Annotated in this window: 18 protein-coding genes and 2 pseudogenes; 2 read left to right on the top strand and 18 right to left on the bottom strand. The window is 33.1% G+C overall.

Annotated elements, in window-relative coordinates; genetic code table 11:
* Window positions 1-126 precede the first annotated feature (126 nt).
* The 14 genes and pseudogenes from D8M03_RS15325 to D8M03_RS15385 all read right to left on the bottom strand — a co-directional run bounded on the left by D8M03_RS15325 (window position 127) and on the right by D8M03_RS15385 (window position 14499).
* On the bottom strand, window positions 127-2340 hold the full coding sequence (locus D8M03_RS15325; RefSeq protein ID WP_121215696.1) for a penicillin-binding transpeptidase domain-containing protein: 2214 nt from the start codon (window positions 2338-2340) through the stop codon (window positions 127-129).
* A gap of 245 nt (window positions 2341-2585) precedes the next feature.
* A complete protein-coding gene (locus D8M03_RS15330; RefSeq protein ID WP_121215697.1) occupies window positions 2586-3347 on the bottom strand; it encodes a hypothetical protein in 762 nt (253 codons plus the stop codon).
* Window positions 3340-3591 (bottom strand): annotated as a pseudogene (locus D8M03_RS18005) (RNA polymerase sigma factor); the annotation flags it as partial. The gene D8M03_RS15330 and the pseudogene D8M03_RS18005, both read right to left, overlap by 8 nt.
* Before the next feature lie 41 nt (window positions 3592-3632).
* A complete protein-coding gene (locus tag D8M03_RS18010) occupies window positions 3633-3878 on the bottom strand; it encodes an RNA polymerase sigma factor (RefSeq protein WP_281272168.1) in 246 nt (81 codons plus the stop codon).
* Between the two features lie 133 nt (window positions 3879-4011).
* Window positions 4012-5118, bottom strand: coding sequence for an ABC transporter permease (locus D8M03_RS15340; RefSeq protein ID WP_121215698.1), 1107 nt, complete (start codon window positions 5116-5118; stop codon window positions 4012-4014).
* A complete protein-coding gene (locus D8M03_RS15345; RefSeq protein WP_121215699.1) occupies window positions 5115-6371 on the bottom strand; it encodes an ABC transporter permease in 1257 nt (418 codons plus the stop codon). Before D8M03_RS15345 ends, D8M03_RS15340 begins: the two co-directional genes overlap by 4 nt.
* An 11-nt stretch (window positions 6372-6382) precedes the next feature.
* On the bottom strand, window positions 6383-7315 hold the full coding sequence (locus D8M03_RS15350) for an ABC transporter ATP-binding protein (protein ID WP_121215700.1): 933 nt from the start codon (window positions 7313-7315) through the stop codon (window positions 6383-6385).
* Window positions 7316-7867: 552 nt separating this feature from the next.
* Entirely contained in the window at window positions 7868-8509 is a 642-nt protein-coding gene (locus D8M03_RS15355; RefSeq protein ID WP_121215701.1) for a response regulator, read from the bottom strand.
* The gene (locus D8M03_RS15360; RefSeq protein ID WP_147404830.1) at window positions 8506-9609 is read right to left on the bottom strand and encodes a sensor histidine kinase; all 1104 of its coding nucleotides are present in this window, start codon (window positions 9607-9609) and stop codon (window positions 8506-8508) included. Before D8M03_RS15360 ends, D8M03_RS15355 begins: the two co-directional genes overlap by 4 nt.
* A 103-nt stretch (window positions 9610-9712) precedes the next feature.
* Complete coding sequence (locus D8M03_RS15365; protein WP_121215703.1) at window positions 9713-10753, bottom strand: beta-carotene 15,15'-monooxygenase; 1041 nt, start codon at window positions 10751-10753, stop codon at window positions 9713-9715.
* A gap of 121 nt (window positions 10754-10874) precedes the next feature.
* Window positions 10875-11474, bottom strand: a complete 600-nt coding sequence (locus tag D8M03_RS15370) for a histidine phosphatase family protein (protein WP_121215704.1) — start codon at window positions 11472-11474, stop codon at window positions 10875-10877.
* Between the two features lie 186 nt (window positions 11475-11660).
* Complete coding sequence (locus D8M03_RS15375; protein WP_121215705.1) at window positions 11661-12599, bottom strand: hypothetical protein; 939 nt, start codon at window positions 12597-12599, stop codon at window positions 11661-11663.
* A 214-nt stretch (window positions 12600-12813) separates the two neighbouring features.
* Window positions 12814-13044, bottom strand: a complete 231-nt coding sequence (locus D8M03_RS15380; protein WP_121215706.1) for a hypothetical protein — start codon at window positions 13042-13044, stop codon at window positions 12814-12816.
* 246 nt (window positions 13045-13290) lie between these two features.
* Window positions 13291-14499, bottom strand: coding sequence for a M48 family metallopeptidase (locus D8M03_RS15385; RefSeq protein WP_121215713.1), 1209 nt, complete (start codon window positions 14497-14499; stop codon window positions 13291-13293).
* Window positions 14500-14800: 301 nt separating this feature from the next.
* Here D8M03_RS15385 and D8M03_RS15390 point away from each other — a divergent pair, with 301 nt between their 5' ends.
* Complete coding sequence (locus D8M03_RS15390; protein WP_121215707.1) at window positions 14801-15856, top strand: NAD(P)/FAD-dependent oxidoreductase; 1056 nt, start codon at window positions 14801-14803, stop codon at window positions 15854-15856.
* A 47-nt stretch (window positions 15857-15903) separates the two neighbouring features.
* Here the strand turns inward: D8M03_RS15390 and D8M03_RS15395 are convergent, their stop codons facing one another.
* From D8M03_RS15395 to D8M03_RS15410, 3 genes are all read right to left on the bottom strand, one after another.
* Window positions 15904-16323, bottom strand: a complete 420-nt coding sequence (locus D8M03_RS15395) for a pyridoxamine 5'-phosphate oxidase family protein (protein WP_121215708.1) — start codon at window positions 16321-16323, stop codon at window positions 15904-15906.
* Window positions 16324-16390: 67 nt separating this feature from the next.
* Complete coding sequence (locus D8M03_RS15400) at window positions 16391-17269, bottom strand: patatin-like phospholipase family protein (protein ID WP_121215709.1); 879 nt, start codon at window positions 17267-17269, stop codon at window positions 16391-16393.
* A 263-nt stretch (window positions 17270-17532) separates the two neighbouring features.
* Complete coding sequence (locus tag D8M03_RS15410) at window positions 17533-17712, bottom strand: hypothetical protein (protein ID WP_121215711.1); 180 nt, start codon at window positions 17710-17712, stop codon at window positions 17533-17535.
* 137 nt (window positions 17713-17849) lie between these two features.
* On the opposite strand from D8M03_RS15410, the gene D8M03_RS15415 reads away from it, so the two are divergent.
* Window positions 17850-18095, top strand: a complete 246-nt coding sequence (locus D8M03_RS15415; RefSeq protein ID WP_121215712.1) for a YkuS family protein — start codon at window positions 17850-17852, stop codon at window positions 18093-18095.
* Between the two features lie 61 nt (window positions 18096-18156).
* Here D8M03_RS15415 and D8M03_RS15420 read toward each other — a convergent pair.
* Window positions 18157-18264 (bottom strand): annotated as a pseudogene (locus D8M03_RS15420) (IS30 family transposase); the annotation flags it as partial.

Consider the following 18264-nt stretch of genomic DNA (forward strand, 5'->3'; position numbering starts at 1 on the left):
GGTTTTTTTTACGGACTCTCATACGTCCCTGGAGCTGTTCGACTTTCCTTCACTTCTACTATAAAAAAATAGTAGCACAAACCATGGCCTTGGTTTGTACTACTAATGTTAGTATGTTTTTTTACTTTATTCATTTACTTTTTGTTCTTCTGTATCTTCATCAATTTTATCATCTGTTGTTGGTGGTAAAATTTGTTGTTTTACAGAACTTGATGTAATTCCATCTTTTTCATATTTTTGTTTAAGATTAAAATATACATCTAATATTTCTCGAGCTATTTGGTTACCTTGACCTAAGTGAACATTGAAGTTCGTTGTCGCCCATGGAATTAATACCGCATAAGCAACTTCAGGATTCTCCATCGGTGCAAAACCAACATGGGCAAGGTTTACAGTAAATGTTCCATAATCTTCACGTAATGGTCCATAGTAAACAACTTCCGCTGTTCCGGTTTTCCCTGCTGCAGTATAAGGAGTATCGTGAAATGCTGCATAGGAAGAACCTTGTGGACCTACATAAACTTGTCGAAGTCCTTTTTTTACATGGTCAATTTCATCCGTACTATTTGAAATACGATTTAAGATTTTCGGAGTCACTTCTTCTACAACAGGACCTAAAGTTTCCCCATCTTCAGAAGGATTGCGAATTTCCTTTAACAACCTTGGTTGAATACGATATCCACCATTGGCAATTGTTGAAATATACTGTGCCAATTGCATTGGTGTATACGTATCAAACTGACCAATTGCCAAGTTTAAAATTTTCCCGGTATCCGTTAATTCACCTTTTACCCCAGATGTTTCATTTGGTAAGTCAATCCCTGTATTAACACCTAGTCCAAACTGTGCATAGCCATTACGCATAGTTTGAAGTGTATCATCTTTTATTCTAAATACCATGTTCGGCGTGTAATTTGTTCCTGCAATACGCATGGCTGTTTGGAACATATAAGAGTTGGATGATCGTTCTAAAGCTTTTAGATCATTCATTGCAATTGCACCGTTACGGTTAAAGATAGAACTTTTTGGTTTCGTTCCGTACAATCTGATTGGTTGGTCAATTAATACAGTACCCGGCTCAATAGCATTTTGTGAGTAACCCATTAATACTGTAGCAGCTTTTACAGTTGAACCTACCTCGTATGCTGTTGTAAACGTTCCATAAGAATAATCCACAACATAAGATTTGCCCGTTTCCGGATCTTTTTCTATTTTCTTCCCAACCATTGAGAGGATTTCACCAGTATTCGGATTCATCATTATAAAGAAGGCACGATCCAGTAATTTTGATTGGCCCAAAGATTTTAATTCTAGTAACTTCTTCTCAACGATTTTTTCGGCTTCAGTTTGAAGTTCGATATCGAGAGTTGAAACTAAATCTTTCCCTGGCTCACCTGGGAATGTCGTTACCGTATTAATAACTTCACCTTTGTTATTCGTTATATTTTTTACAACAGATTTTTGTCCTTGTAGTAACTCTTCATATTGTGCTTCAAAATAACTTTCTCCAACTCGGTCATTCCGAGAATAGTCTCTTGCTAAATAATAATTTAATTTTGCTTTCGGAATCCCTTTACTTGGAACCGTAGTTCTTCCAAGTATAGCAACGGATGAAAGTTTTACTCGCTTCCAATCTGTAGTAGTGTTCACTCCAGGTAAATCAGGGAGTCTTTCTGAAACACGAGCGAATTCTGCATCTGTAACATTTTCATTTTTAATAATTTGAGGAGAAAGATAATAACCAGATGCCATTTCTCGGTAAATTGCTAATACTTCTAATTCAAACGGTGTGAATTCATTTAACTCTTCCTCAGTAATTCTTTCACGTACTAATCGATCAATTTCTTGTTGGACCTGTTTGTCATCTAATTCCTCATTAGCACGTAATTTTAACTCTTCTTCCTTGGATACTTTTGCATAAGCAGCATCTTTATTTTTTAATATCCAAAAATCTTGTCGGTCTCGTAAAGTAATACGATCAGTTGGTTGTTCAATTAACATTGCTAATTGTTCTGCAATATCAATCATTTCTTCTGTCGTAGTAGTTTGCATTTTCGTATATGTAATTGCATTTTCAGGGTCATTATCCACTAATATTCTTCCATAACGATCATAAATACGCCCACGAGGTACACTCGTATTTACTGCAATTTCTTCAGTTCTTTCAATCGCACGAACATAATCTTCACCTTTTACAATTTGCAGATAACCTAGGCGGAAAATAAGTGCAGAAAATAATAGAAAGATTGAAAAGAAAAGGATATTCATACGAAACGAAAGACTAGCTCGATATTTTGCTTTTACACTTGAAGCACGATTATTTTTAGGCTTTTTCCGCATCTATTATTCCCCTTTCTTAAAGTTTAGCATTCTTCATTTTACAAAATACATACATTCTAGTATAACATTTTAACACGTTACAAAAAAGCATCTTTCTGGAGGAAATCTATCACATCTTGTGACGAAAAAATGGAAAAAGAGTTGCTCAATTTTAAAAAAATTTATTAAGCGTTTTGAGAACATTATTTCCTAAGAAATCACACAATCATATAATAGAATCCCCCCAAAAAGAATATCCCGTAACACTATTTAACTAATATTTCAATTTCATTTGTATCTAAAGATAATCTTTCACGCAGTTCTTCGGAAATTTTTAATGAAATTTTTGAGCCACTTTGCATGTTTGTAAATTTATATCCTTGAGCAGTAACATTTGCTCCATCTGCATAAATGACTTCCCCATTATCTGGTTCAACTTTTTCAATATGAGAGAAATAATCTCCACTAATCATCCCTTTTTGATACCATTCATCGGATAAAACGTTGTAATGTGGTGTCATCCAAAATGTTAACATTACATCAACTTCTCCAGGCTCTACTTCCATTTTCCCATTAGAGGTGAGGGGAGTTTGATTAACAGAAAGTTCATATCTAAAATGACTCTTTGCAAGATTTAACATTTCTTCATCAGATAAACTTGGTAATATTTGTGCAATCACTTCATGATAATATTCCCTTTCATCTTCAAAAGTACTTACCTGAAATTCTAACTCTGCAATTTTATCATTTTCACTACTAATCCCTTCTAGATTGTCACTCGTAGGAAGTTCTTCTTCAGTGTTGGCTAAATTTTGATTTTGCGATGAATTAGATAGTATAGTTGAAATCCAAACTCCTGTACCTAATAATAAGCATATTGTTACTACTATCGGCATCAATGATGTTCTTCTTTTCTTCTGAGGAGGGTTTGTAATTTTATTTAAAATTCTCTTTTTTGTTCCTTGATCATACACTTGGTTCTCTGTAAAAATATATTGGATACTTTTCTTAATCTGATTTTCACTCATCTAGTTTCCCTCCTAATCGCTCTTTTAACATATTTCTTGCACGACTAAGTCTTGTTTTTACAGTATTGATTGAGCAATCAAGGATAGTTGCAATTTCTTCTATTTTTAATTCTTTAAAATAAAATAATACGACTACCTCACGATATTTTGGTTTTAACTTTAATACTTCATTACCTATAACTGCCCGTTCATCTTCAATTACGAGAAACTCATCCATGGACTTATGCACACCAAATAAATTTGAAAATTTATTTGTTAGAAAATGATTGCGGTACGACCAACTTCTTAAATAATCATAGCTTCGATTATAGTCATTTTATATAAATATGTTTTATAAGATGAATCTCCGCGAAATTGAGATTTCTTTTCGAATGCTTTAATAAATACATCCTGCACAATATCTTCAGCCATCTGTTTATTTTTCACATATGAATATGCCACTTGTATTAAACTTTCCGCATAAGTCTCAACAAGTTCTTCAAACAGTTCTGAAGCATTGTCCTCGTCAGATAATAAATCTGTTGCAAACACAGCAGTACACCTCCAAATTTTTCTACACACCTTAGACGGAGCTAGCTTATGAACAGTTTCAAAATTTTATATACACTGTTAAATTTTACATAAAAAATTTTAACGCGGCTTACATTAGTAAGCCGCGCATTCATTAAGATTGCCCCTTTTTTTCCAAGACGTTAATACCAATCCCCATTAAAACGACAGACATGAAAAGAAGTATTCCAAGTGGTTGAGCAAGTTCTGCTATTGAGCCACTGTAAATAGTTACTCCATTTAATATTTCCATTCCATACGTAATAGGTGAAATGTAAGATAATGCTAAGATTATTTTTGAAGTGACGATATCGATTGGCCAATATGCACCGCCAAGCATAGCGAACGGAACTGCTATTACAGCAATAATTGCATTAAATTTCCCCGGTGTATTTACGATAGATGCAACGAAAATAGCCAATGCCACAATACATAACAAATACGGTATTATAGCGATTAATGTTTTTAAAAATCCACCGTAAAAATCAACACCAACTCCAAAATGAAAAATACTCAAGACAAGTATTACTTGTAAATAGCCTAATAAAAAACTATATATCAGATTCGCAGTATATATTTGGGTTTTCCCAATAGAAGAAACTATTAATCTTGACCAAATATAATTTCTTCTTTCCATCACAATATGATTTACTCCGTTAGCAATTGTATAAATTACCATAAAAAGAGTAAATCCAAATAAGCTATGAAGTTTGGCATCGTAAATAAAATCCCCATCGTTTGAGAAATTTGCATATTCAACAATAAAACTAGGGTTATTATTTGCATCTTCTAAAATGGATTGTACATTCCCTTGTTGTTCAACCGGATAAGTATTCAAAATTGTTTCATTTTGCATTACTTCTCGATAAATTGTAGAAATTTCACTTTGAAATAACGGTGCATTTAAAAAATTGGGCGAAGTAATTAAATCAAATCTATTTGACTGTAAATGTACTGCTAGTTCTACATCCCCTTCTTCAACTAACTTTAGGGCTTCCTCCTCATCATAAAGAGTGTAATCAACATCGGGCATTTTTTTTAATTCTAGAAGCAATGTCTCTGTTAATTTTTCATCCAAACTTGAATAGACAGCAATTGGTAATTTTGATTGTTGACCCAAACCTAATATATATGCAAATAAACAGATGATTACTGTTATAACAATAAAGCTTACCGGTTCTCTTTTTAATAAAATAAACTTTGTTTTTAATATATCCATCATGCGATACCACCTCTTTTCGGGAAGAGCAGGAATGCCAAAACAATTAAAATAATCATTAAGATAGATAAATTCGTAAGGTTAGGTAATAAATCCGAAAACGATGCTTGTTGAGTTAACTTTAAATAACCGTCTAAAGCTGCACCATTCGGAGTCAATAATCCAATTTTCGCCATACCAGGAGCTATACTACTTATATTAAAGAAACTACCTCCTAGTAATGCGAAAATGGATACAAATGCATTTGAAAATACATTTGAAGCACTAGCTGAATTATTTCGATAATTTAATGAAGATAGTACTGCTGCGATTCCCCCTACTACGATTGCCAAAAAGAACGTTAATAACAGATACAATCCTAGTTGATTGAAAGTAATATTGAAGGCAAAATAGCTGAAAGTAAATAAAATTAACATTTGTACCATAGCAAAAATGACAGTAGATATGATAATACTAAATAAGTAAGTTATTGGGCGAATCCTCGCAAGTATCATGCGATCAAAAATATGGGAATCCTTTTCTAAAAACGCTTGACTTGCAATTGTCCCAGCCGTAAATAAAATAAACATAACAGCCATACTAAATGTGTAATAAATTTTAGACGTAATTTCACCTTTCGACTGGATTGTATTAATTGTTGATGTTATTTCAGGAGATGGTACAATCATTCCTTCTAACAGTAATCCATTTTCATTTAAAACTTTATTCAGTGTATATTGATGTTGAAAATCATTTATTAATGTTTGGACAATCGTTGAATTAATTTGTTTACTTTCATTTAAATAAACAGAAAATGATGGCTTTTCACCATTTAAAAATTGATAGGTTAAAAAATCATAAGTAAAATTTTCTGGAATTTCAATGATTGCTGAAAATTCTCCATTATTCCGCGTTCTTTCAATATCCTTCTCATTAACTTTTGTAATATGAACAAATTCCTTCAATTCATCATTCTCCATAATTTGTTCTTCTAGTAACTTAACTGGAACCATCCCTGCAATTTGCCCTCTTAGTTCATCTGCAATTGGGAAGGTATCATTAGCCTTTTGAAAAAATGCTTCTATTTCCTCTTCTTCATTCCCATGTTGAACAAGAGCAATTTCTACATTTGTTATTTCTAAATCACCATTCATAATAGACCCTAGAGCAAAACTTAAAATAAGAATTAACCCGATAGGCATGGCAAGCAAAATTAATAATTCAGAAGGACTTCTTAACAATAATTTAATTTGTTTTTGAATAAGTGCTAAGAACATGTTTCACCCTCCTAATTGCGTAAAGCACGGCCCGTTAAATGTAAAAAAACATCTTCTAATGTTGGCTCTTCCATTTGAAAACTTTTTAACAGGACATTATGACGTTCACATAACGAAAGTAAGTTTGGTAAAAAGTTTACCCCCTTGGCAATTGTAAAATTAATTTTGTCTTCGTCCGCTTTAATATTAGTAAGAATTGGTTGATTGAATAGCTCATTCATAAAGGCGTTTGAATTATTATTAACTTTTACAACAACGGTATTTTCAGATGAAAGAATTGCTTTTATTTCGTCTTTTGAACCAGATGCAATAATCCGCCCTTGGTCCATAATGTAAATACGATTACAAAGATACTCGACTTCTTCCATATAGTGACTCGTATAAATAATGGCTGTATTTGACTGTTCATTTAATTTTTTTACAGTTTCAAGGATATGGTTACGTGATTGGGGATCAATTCCTACTGTCGGTTCATCCATAATTAAATATTGTGGTTCATGCAAAAGAGCAACTCCAATGTTTAAACGCCTCTTCATTCCCCCAGAATAATGTTTTACTAGCTTTTTCGTTTCATTTTCTAATCCAATTTGTTCAAGAACAATTTCAACTCGTTCGTTCAATTGTTTTTTAGGTATTTTATATAAGTTTCCAAAGAAAAATAAATTTTCTTTCGCCGTAAGATCCCCGTATAAAGCGATTTCCTGAGGAACAACCCCTAAAACTTTTCGTAAAAGATTCTGGTCCTTTAATACACTTTTTTGATGAAGCAATACATCACCCTCTGTAGGCGGTATTAGCGTTGACAACATTGCTATCGTTGTTGATTTCCCTGCGCCATTTGGTCCAAGCATTCCGACAATTTCACCCGGCTCAATATAAAAATTAATATGGTCAACAGCAACACCACTCTTAAAGCTCTTCGTTAAATTCACAGCTTCAATCATACGATCCCTTCCTTTCAACTATACTTTACCAACTTTACAAACCCTTTCTAAGTAGCTAACGTCATTAAATAAAATGACTCTGGTCATTAGAAAAGCGCAGGCGGCTGGACCAGCTGCGAAAAAGACTGGAGACTCCCGACAAGCAGCCCACTGCGTAGGAGGGAGTTGAAGTTTTCGAGCAGCTAGCCGCCAGAGCTAGACACTAGAAAAGCGTAAGCGGCTCGCTTAGGCTCGTCACGCGCTGGAAACTCTGACAAGAAGGCGCTTTTTGCCTTCGCAGGAAGAGTTGAAGCGTCGCGAGGGCCTAGCCGCTGTAGCTAGACAACTAGAAAAGCGGAGGCGGCTGGACCAGCTGCGAAAAAAACTGGAGACTCCCGACAAGCAGCCCACTGCGTAGGAGGGAGTTGAAGTTTTCGAGCAGCTAGCCGCCGCAGCTAGACAATCAGAAAAGCGAAGTTATCCCGCCCAACTCCAGTAACAACTTAAACAAATGAAAACAAAAAACCCGGTGAAAGTATTCTGTTTAACCAGAATCTTACCTGTACCGGGTATTTAAACAAGATTATGTTTCACTGCATAAATAGCTAATTGTGTTCGATCTCGTAAATCTAGTTGTTGCAAAATGTTTGTAATATGATTTTTTACCGTTCCAACCGATAAATAAAGAGTTGAAGCAATTTCCTTATTTGTCTTACCTTCTCCTATCAACTTCACAATCTCTAATTCGCGCTTAGTAAGATTTATTGAGATTTCTGTTTGTTGTGGGACTTGTCGCTGTAAAAGCTTCGGCATTAATTTCGCTGCAACATCTTCTTGTAACACAAGCCCCCCATTTAACACACTATGAATAGAAGAAAGTAATTTTTCCGGCTCAGATGACTTAAGTAAAAAACCATTCGCTCCGTCTTTTAATGTCTCATATGCATATTCTTCATCGTCAAAAGTAGTTAAAATAATAATTTTTACTTCCGGGTATTGCTCTCGAATCCGCTTTGTTGCTTCGATCCCATTCATTTCGGGCATTCGTACATCCATTAAAATGAGGTCGACTTGAAAACTTTCAAGTACTTTGAGTGCCTCATGACCATTACTTGCTTCTGCTACTATTTGAAAATGTTCGTCTTGTTCAACAATCATTTTCAGTCCATTTCGAACAATTGTCTGATCCTCTACTAGTAATATACGAAATGTCATTTTAACCCCTCCCCAAACGTTTTTAATGGAAATGTTCCCCTTACTATAAAATTCTTTTCATCTCTCAATACTCGTAGTTGTCCATTTATTTCTTGCAGTCTGCCTTCCATATTAGTTAATCCAAAACCTTTAATCAGTGGTAAGTTAGAAACATGTTTATTTTTCACTTCAAAAAGTAGTTGCTGCAATGAATCAACTGTTAGTGTTACTTCTACCTCTTTGGATTGACTATGCTTCATCGCATTCGTTAAACATTCTTGTAATACTCTATACAGCACTATACTTTGTTCATTGGAAATAGGTATGGAGAGAACCCCTTTTTCAATAGTAAAACGAATATGTAGATTACTTTCCATTTCTAGTTTTCTAATTAATTGAATAACAGATTGTATTCCTGTCGTTTCTGTAGATTTTAATTGCCGAACAGCATATCGGGTTTCTTCTAAGCTTTCTCTTGCTAATTGTTTGAGTTCCGATAAACTCTCCGAATTATTTTGAATAGACAGCATTTCAAGTTGCATTAATAAGGATGTCAGTTTATGACCAACAGAATCATGCATATCCCTCGCAATCTTTGTTCTTTCCTCCGCGCGTACCAACTCTTCTTGCTCAACAGAATCCCTTTTTATTTTTCGAAATTGCGAAAGTAATTGTTCGTACAATGTATTTTTTAGCTCAACTTCTGATAAATATCTATGAAGGAAAACGCAACAAACAATAATTGATATCATTAGTAAAAAACTATAAAGCGATATCATTTTTAATAAAGTAAGAATGAAACACAATGTGAAAACTATTGTAATAAAGAATATAAATCCTCGTTCCTTTAAACGAAAGGAACTGTCAATTGAAATAAATGCAAGAAACGGTAAGATAAAGGTCGAATCCTCTGAAATGAAAACAGTTAATGTAATCAATGCGATAATGAATAAATAGTTTGCTACTGGAAATTTCATTAGAGGCATGATGAAATATAATAACATGACACCAGTTATTAAAAAGAGTGTTAAGGTGAAATGACTTTTTTGAGCGCTAGTATGAAGTATAATTAATCCAGTACTGATTATTAAGCAACAAATTCGTAAAAGAAATGATTTCAACTTTCTCACCTCAAAGAAAAAAAACCTCTAATTTTATTATTATATGGCAAATTTTCCTATAAATGAAATAAAAAAAGAGGAAGAGCTTCTCCCCCTTAAACAGTTACGATTTATATTTATTATAAGCATCAATAAAACGTTGAAGATCATCAAATTTAATCGCAACTTTTTCATAGGATTTTTTTAATCCTAACGCTAAAGTAGCTTCAATAGGTTGCTTTAACTTTAATATTACATTTGGTGTGACTTCATCAAAATCTTTCGCTAAAAAATCAATTGTATCCTTCGTTAGCTTTTGTTTTAATTCTTCCTGTTCTGTAATTACTTCATGTATGTCTGCCCAGCTTATTTCCATACGTTTCATTAAACCAAGAGAAATATACATTTTTTCCTTCGTAAATAAAACAGGATTTAATTGGACTACCCGAATATCCGCTAAGAAGAAAATAACTGTGTAAATATTTAACACTAATAAAATAATAGAAAGAATCATGGATTTTTCATGGATGAACCAATGAATACCAAGTGTTTCAATAACCACCGCATGGATAAGCATTACTTGAAAAGCAATATAACTTGAATTTTTGTGTAACGTTACAGTATTTTCATTTAAAGTTGGTTTCTTTCTCCAACTAGCTAATGCATAATAAAACATTAGCATTTCGGAACATACGATATGGATTAATTGATGCTTTTGTACATACCGGTCAACTGCATTAGTAAATGAAAATAAGATTGGTAAGCTGCTATTTTTCGTATCTTTAATGATCTTTGGTAAATAGCGAACTAATGTTACAAGTAATAATAATTCTATCGCTAGTAATCCTAGTTCAACCGCAATTCCAACCCATGTAATCGCTACATATGGTTTTAAATATTCAATAGGGATTAAAATTCTTGATAAGACTAATCCGCTAGCACTTAGTAGTAAAAATAGTTTAATACTCTTTTCTCTTTTCCAAGCTAACACTAAAATTGGTGCAACAATTACTAAATCAATTAATGATCCTAAAGCTACACTACTTGGTCCAGTTTCGAGAATACTTTTTCCAAAATCAGTACGATATAACGTTAAGTTACTACAAAGAACTAATAATAATAAAGCTAGCCAGAGATTTTGCCTTTTCTGTACACTCACTTTCATGGTGAACACTCCTTGAGTATCATGTTACCTTAATTATAAACCAGCTAAATATCAGGAAACAATTTACAGTAATTCGAACGAAAAAGACCATAAGTGAATGATTTCTTATAAATATAAAGGCTTAATATTTGACATATTCTTCATTGTATTTTTCCTTTAAATGACATACTTGATTATAATTATCTACCTTCCAGCATCCATCTTCAAATCGTATATTACTTAAACTGCCATTCGTTAATTTCGTTTTTCCAGATCCAATTTGACCGTTTGAAAGAGTCGATAAAATTATTTTAATCACTCCTCCATGTGCAACTACTATGATTTTCTGATTTGTATAGGTTTGATGCAATTTATTTAGTCCATATAGGGTACGTTCCTTCACTTGTTCTAAACTTTCTTGGTTCGGACATGTTAAATCGGGATATAATGAAGCTCTTTGTTCTAAAGTTAATCCTTCAATATCTCCATAATTTCTTTCAATAAATTCATTCATTATATGTATATTCAAATTTAAGTGTTCATTAATAATTTCTGCTGTTTGTCTAGCTCGTTGCAGAGGACTTGAAACTAACACATCCCACTCTGTATTAGTAAAATACGTTTTACAATCATGAGCTTGTTTTATTCCAATAGTATTTAAAGGAATATCTGCTCTTCCCTGTATTTTCCTAAGGGTATTCCATTCTGTTTCACCATGGCGTACAAAGCAAATTAAGGTCATTTCTTATCCTCCCTTTTTTATTTCAGTTGATTCTTATCATTGTATATTAACATAGAATATTATTAATGGTTCATTTTTTTGATTCAATTTAGCCAAATCAACGTACTTTAACAATCTATGATTACTAAAGTAAAATAGAATTGTTTTTGATATGAAAAAACGACGAGATTAACTCGCCGTTTTTGATTAAATATACGATTCTTTTACCAATTTGAAGTTTGGGTGAAAAGCGAACTTCAGGTTATGTAAATATAATTCTTTCAGGTCGTGCTGCTGAACTGCTTCTTGTTGTTCATTTTCTTTTTGTTGGTTTTCTTGTATTTCTTCTATTAAGTTGATGGAATCCGATTCAATATTACTTTTAGCTACCAGGTTTTCAAGTACCTCTGATTGATTTTGAGTAACATTAGATTCCGAAAATTCATTTTCAATTGAATTAGCTTGTGTTATGTTCTCTTCACTACTTGCAACAACGGTTGATGAATTCGTAATTGATTCTTTCGGAAGCTCTTCGGAAATTAACGATGCAACATGTTCTTTTAATTCTTTGTTTTCTGCAAAGTAAGCATTATCATACCACATATTTTGATCAAACTTTCCTTGAGTGGCTACAAGTTGTGAATTATATTTGCTGTCAAAGAAAGTTTTATCCGCCATTGCAACACCATATTGCTCCGCAAGATCCTTTCGATCATTCAACCCTACGACATATGGAACAATACCAGGAGCATTATTAAATTTATCAATCATCTGATGTAAATTATTTTCCCAAATTGCCACTAACTCATTATCTCCATCTACTTTGGCATTATGTACTGCATTCATATTCGCCTCAATTAACGAACTATAATACATTTTGTTCGGTACATATTGTCCATCTACCTGTTCATACCAAGCAGGATGTTGCTTTGCTTCAAACGCATAATAATTTGACCAATCATTCGTTTCAATTGCTTCGTTTATTAAATTATTACGAGAATTATTAACATCGTGAAGAGGATTAATTTTTCTAGCTTCATCACCGAAAACTTTTTTGAATGAAGTCGTACCATTATTATTTTTTACACTCGTTGTAATACCAAAATCCTGATTACCATTTATTTGTTGAGTGGCGAAAATATTCATCTTTCCCCTCCATTTACCATATCCATTTAAATTTAGCATATATCATCATTCATTAATATAGCCTCATAGATTCAAAAAAGTACCCCCTATAATAATCCGCTTATTAACTAATTGATATTTCCTCAATCCTCACATGCTTATTTCTACTAAATCTTATTAATTTATCTTAAAAAGAGAAAGCTAGCATTACTGTATAGTAATGCTAGCTGCTAAACTAAAGTTCTTTTTTCTTCATATTATATGCCAAAATGAACGGGACAATAGGTAATAGAGCGAAGGCGATAAATAACTTATCAACCATTGCAAAATAGAGCATTGGAAGCAGGAATGCAAACCCACTAACGACTAGCGATTGCCATGATTTTTTCCATAATCCGTGGATTAAAAGGAGTAGTGACAATATTACAAGGGACCAGAATGTTAATGCGACTAAGAAGAAATCCATTTTGCTCACCACCTATCTATTGATATGTATACACAATATGTCAATAGGTAAATTTTCTCTTTTTCTTTTCATTTTATTATATTCTTACTCTTTAGCTTTTGTTCGGATTTTCCATTTAGATCCAGAATATTTTATTTAGACTTTCATACAGATTTACATTTTTTGTGAATTATTCTCTTGTCTACTTATAAAATTGTTTGGGAAAACAAAAAAAATGCCCAACCAATAATAGTCAGGCATTTTTTATTATTTTTCTTTTTTCGTATATTCAGCTACAGTATTGATTCTTTCAAGCATAGATGGATGCGTATAACGGAAAATCTTCACAATAAATGGAGGATTTACCTCGCTTAAACCTGTCTTGGCAAGATTTTGGAAGCTACTAACTGCTGCTTCGGGATTTTTTGTTAGTTCCATCGCATATTCGTCAGCACGACTTTCTTGGTAACGTGATACAAAATTCGAAACTGGATTAGACAAGAATAACATTAATGAAATTAGAAGTAAAAATAATGGTAACGAGTTAATATCTTTCATTTCTTTTATTTTTAGAACTTGTCCGAAACGATCAATAAGCCAAGGCATGATTTTTGAAATTAACCATAAACCAACGAGTGTGGATAAAATATAAGCAGCCATTCCAATGTAAATATGCTTCTGAACATAATGTCCCATCTCATGGGCCATAATGAACAAGATTTCACTTTCTGATAATTGGTTAAGGGTTGTATCCCAAAGTACAATTCTTGAATTATCACCAATTCCCGTTACATAAGCATTCATTGCATTGGTTTTTTCCGCCATATTTACTTCAAAAACATGTTCAGAAGGGATATTTGCTTGATCAGCTAAATCTAATATTTTTTCTTCTAATGCTTTATCTTTTAATGGATAAAACTCATTATAAAGTGGATCAATAATTACCGGTTGTATATACATCATAAAAATGGCAAATGGTATTGTGAGTAACCACGCATACAGCCACCATCTTTTTTTACTTATATGGAGCAGCCAGTATAAAACGATGACAATAATTAAAGTTGTAATAAACCCAACCCAAAAATCAATGACATAATCACGCATCCAAGAAGAAAAATCTTGTGTACTGATGCCATACTTTTTACTTAAATTATACCGGTATAGATCAACTGGGTAAAAAAGAATGGCGGTAAAAAGATATAGGAAGAATAAATACGCTCCGTTTTTAATGACTTTCCATTTAAGCCCTAATTCAGACCATTTTTCGAACACACGGGATAGACCTGTCCCTAAAATAAATAAATATACGAGCCATTCTAGAGGAGTTAAAATAAAGAAAATAAAATTCTTTACTTTTGAATATTCTTCACTTAAGAGTAATTCACGCTCTGTCATAAATGTTGCTGGATCGGCTACTGTCCCTTTTAATACTTCTGGTATTCCATTTGAGCTCCAATGAAAAATATAAAAATACATCAATACAGCATAAATTATAAACAGAACAATTGCAGATATTCCCCATTTTTTCAATTTTCACACCTCAATTCAATTCCTATATTCTAGTTTAAGATAAAAAGGACAAGATAGAACCAATTTTTAAAATGTTTTGTTCCTAATCAAAAAATTTGCCACTAAATTTTATTAAACCTAAGCTTATTTCATCCCAAGCCACTTAATATTGATAATCGTTTTCATTAACGATATAATCATATTTACAATAGATATAATGTCTGACTGTTATACATAGTAAGATTTATAGTAGAAATGGAGCGAGTTTATGCGTGACGTATATGATGTAACCATTGTTGGAGGTGGCCCAGCAGGATTATATAGTGCCTTTTATAGTGGATTAAGAAACATGAAAACAAAATTGATTGAATCCCAAAAAGAATTAGGTGGTAAAGTTTTATTATTCCAAGAAAAAATGATATGGGATGTTGGTGGACAGCCACCTATTTTAGGTAGTCAATTCGTGAAACAAATCATATCACAAGCAAAAACTTTCGATCCAACAATTATTACGAATACGAAAGTAGACTTCATCGAGAAAGACGACACCAATTTATTTATCATCACAACAAATGATGGTGTTAAACACTATTCTAAATCAATTATTATGGCAGTGGGTGGCGGTATCATTAACCCACAAAAATTAGAAATTGACGGTGCTGAAAAATACGAAATGTCAAACTTACATTATACAATACCGTCATTAAAACCGTTTCAACAAAAACGAGTTCTTATATCAGGTGGAGGTAATGGGGCGATCGATTGGGCTGTTGAATTATTAGATATTGCAGAAGAAGTGATTGTTGCCTATCGAAAAGATCAGTTTTCTGCCCATGAAGCACAAACTGCTCGAATACTAGCAGACTCTAAAGCAAAAGTACTATTTAACACAAGCATTGAAAGATTAATACCAAACAAAGAAAAAACACTTATTCAACAAGCTGTTCTTAAACAGGATGGTAAAGAGGAATCGTTACTTCAACCTGTTGATCACATTATTGTTTGCCATGGCTATAACAGGGATGCATCGTTAGGTTTTGCTGAGAACATTAATTTAAGTTTGAAAGACAATTATTATTACGAAGGTACTTCAAAAGGCCATACTTCTCAAGAAGGAATATATGCTGCAGGTGATATCTTATCTTTTGATGGAAAGGTAAACCTTTTAGTAGGTGCATTCCAAGATGCCGTAAATGCTGTAAATAGTGCAAAAAAATATATAGAGCCAACAGCAGAATCCATTGGAATCGTGTCATCTCATAATGAAAAATTTAAAAAACAAAACAAACAAATAATTCGCCAAATATTAGTGGAACAAAAATAACTTCATTTTTTTAGGGCTATCAAGTCTCTCTTGATAGCCCTAAAATATCAAAACTCCACAAATTTCGGATCGTCCCCTTTTGTATTCATTAATTTTATTTGAGATGGTGTCACTTTTAGAATAACCATTTTCGGGTCGTCTGGTCCACTAAACCATGGTTTCAAAAGTTTATTCCAAACCTTCTCCCTCATAGTATCATCAGAAGAAATTTCCACTTTCCCTTCAATTTCTAAAAATTCATCCCCAAAACCTTTTCCATCGTAACCAATTAATATATGAGTATATGGATTTTTTGACAGTTCTTCAACTTTATGAGTGTGATCACTTGTTACAGTATATAGAGTAAAGTTATCGTTAAAAAAAGTCATATATCGTGAATGAGGCTTATCTCCTTCAATCGTTGCCATCGTTCCAACCATGTTATGATCTAATATTTTTTCTGCTATCTCTTTTGGTGTTTTCGCCACTAACCTCTACTCCTTTAGCATTTTTATTGTTAGTATTTCAATTCTTGCTTTGTTTATCCATCAAACACTAACTTCTATCCCAGGTTTCTAAAAATTGCATCGTTCTTTTTCTACCAATATCAATCAATTGTTGTTTTACTTCTTTCGAAATATCAAATTGAGTAGCACTAAGATTTTCTACAGGTATAAAAACAATACTTTTCTCATGTTTTCTTGAAATATAACGTTCGTCATGGGCCGATTTCATCGTTTTGAATAATGCATCAAACAAATCTAAACCATTCGAGATTTTCTTTGGATCTATTTCTGCACTTGGATGGCTTAGCTTAAATCCAAGTATTGGCCGCGCTTTGTTCCTTTGAAAAACCCAAAGCGGAAAATTACTTAAAACCCCTCCATCAACAAAAATGTTTTCACCTTTTTGATCACTTAATTTGATGGGTTCAAAGAAAAATGGAATTCCACAACTCATTCTTAACGCTTTTGCTACAGAAAACTTCCGCCAATCAATCCCATATTTCGGCAAATCATCAGGTATTACAACGATACGTCCATTCGTTAAATCAGAAGCAATAAGCTTAAGGGAACCACGGGGTAAATCACTAAAGGTGATAACACCCTTTTCTGCCAGTTTCTTATAAAAAAATTTCTCTAACGCTTTCCCTCTATAAAGACCCATTTTGAAGTATAGGTTTAGCCATTTTAAAAAAACGAGTCTTCGTGCAGATTTCCGAGGATCAAGAAGTGTTTTTAAATTTAGTTCATCTAACATTTCTTCAATTTCTGATGCTGTATATCCAGCCGCTATTAAACAAGCAAAAATGGCCCCGGCACTCGTCCCTGCTACCCGTTTGAAGGTGTAATTCTGTTCTTCTAATACTTGTAAGGCACCAACATATGCAAATCCTTTAATACCACCACCGGAGAACACGCCATCAATTTCCATCATTTCTCCCCTTTATAGTGTCTCGTTATACTTTAAGAAAAAGGAGAGAAAAATAGAACTTATGTCGAAAAAACTTCCGTCAAAAAATGCCAAAAAGGAAGGGCCAAAAGTATACACTTTTGAACACCTTCCCTTCTTAAATAATAAATCTGCTTCTCAGGTGGTCACCATTATGCCACCATCCTCGGCACAATTTATTTGTGACGAAAGCATAAGCGTCAGTCATAAAAAGACCATCTTAAGAGGACTTTTCAGAGCCGATTTTACTGATTCAATCTAGATGGATTGTGTTTATTATCCGGTTTCCCTTTATTTTCATTTTGATTTTGTTTTTTTGCTTGATTATTTTGTCCAATTACATCGAAATCATCAGGACTTAAATCATATCCATGACCATATTCTTCACGATCTAACTTTTTGCTTTTACCTTTTTTATCAGCCATATTGGTCACCTCCATTCATAATTTGCACTAGATTTGCGATTTTATAGCATGGGAAATTTTCCAAATCCCTAAACATAATTAATGATGAATAAATATCGATTCCATTTGACACATTATTTATTGGAGGTGGATGAACAATGTCAAAAATCATTGGTGTTGAAGAATCTTTATCTAATGTTGAAGCTGTACTAGCAGCAAAAGGATACGAAGTAAAAAAAATCCGTAGTGAAGAAGACGTAAAAAATTGTGACTGTTGCGTAATTAGTGGACAAGATGAAAATGTTATGGGAATTAGCAACGTAGTATCTGAAGGATCCGTTATCAATGCACGTGGACTTTCTGCTGATGAAATTTGTCAACGTGTTGAAAAGCTACTCCATTAATCAAGAAATGCTGGTACAAGTTATAAAACTTCGTGCCAGCATTTTTACATATGATACTTTGTCAAATTAAGTGCAACAGTTCTTCCTGAAACGCCTCGTATGCAGTTTTCCAACCAAGACATTTTCTTGGTCGATTGTTGATAAGTTTAAGTGCTTGTTCCATCTCTTT

The organism is Ureibacillus endophyticus (assembly GCF_003628435.1).
Lineage (GTDB): Bacteria > Bacillota > Bacilli > Bacillales_A > Planococcaceae > Ureibacillus > Ureibacillus endophyticus.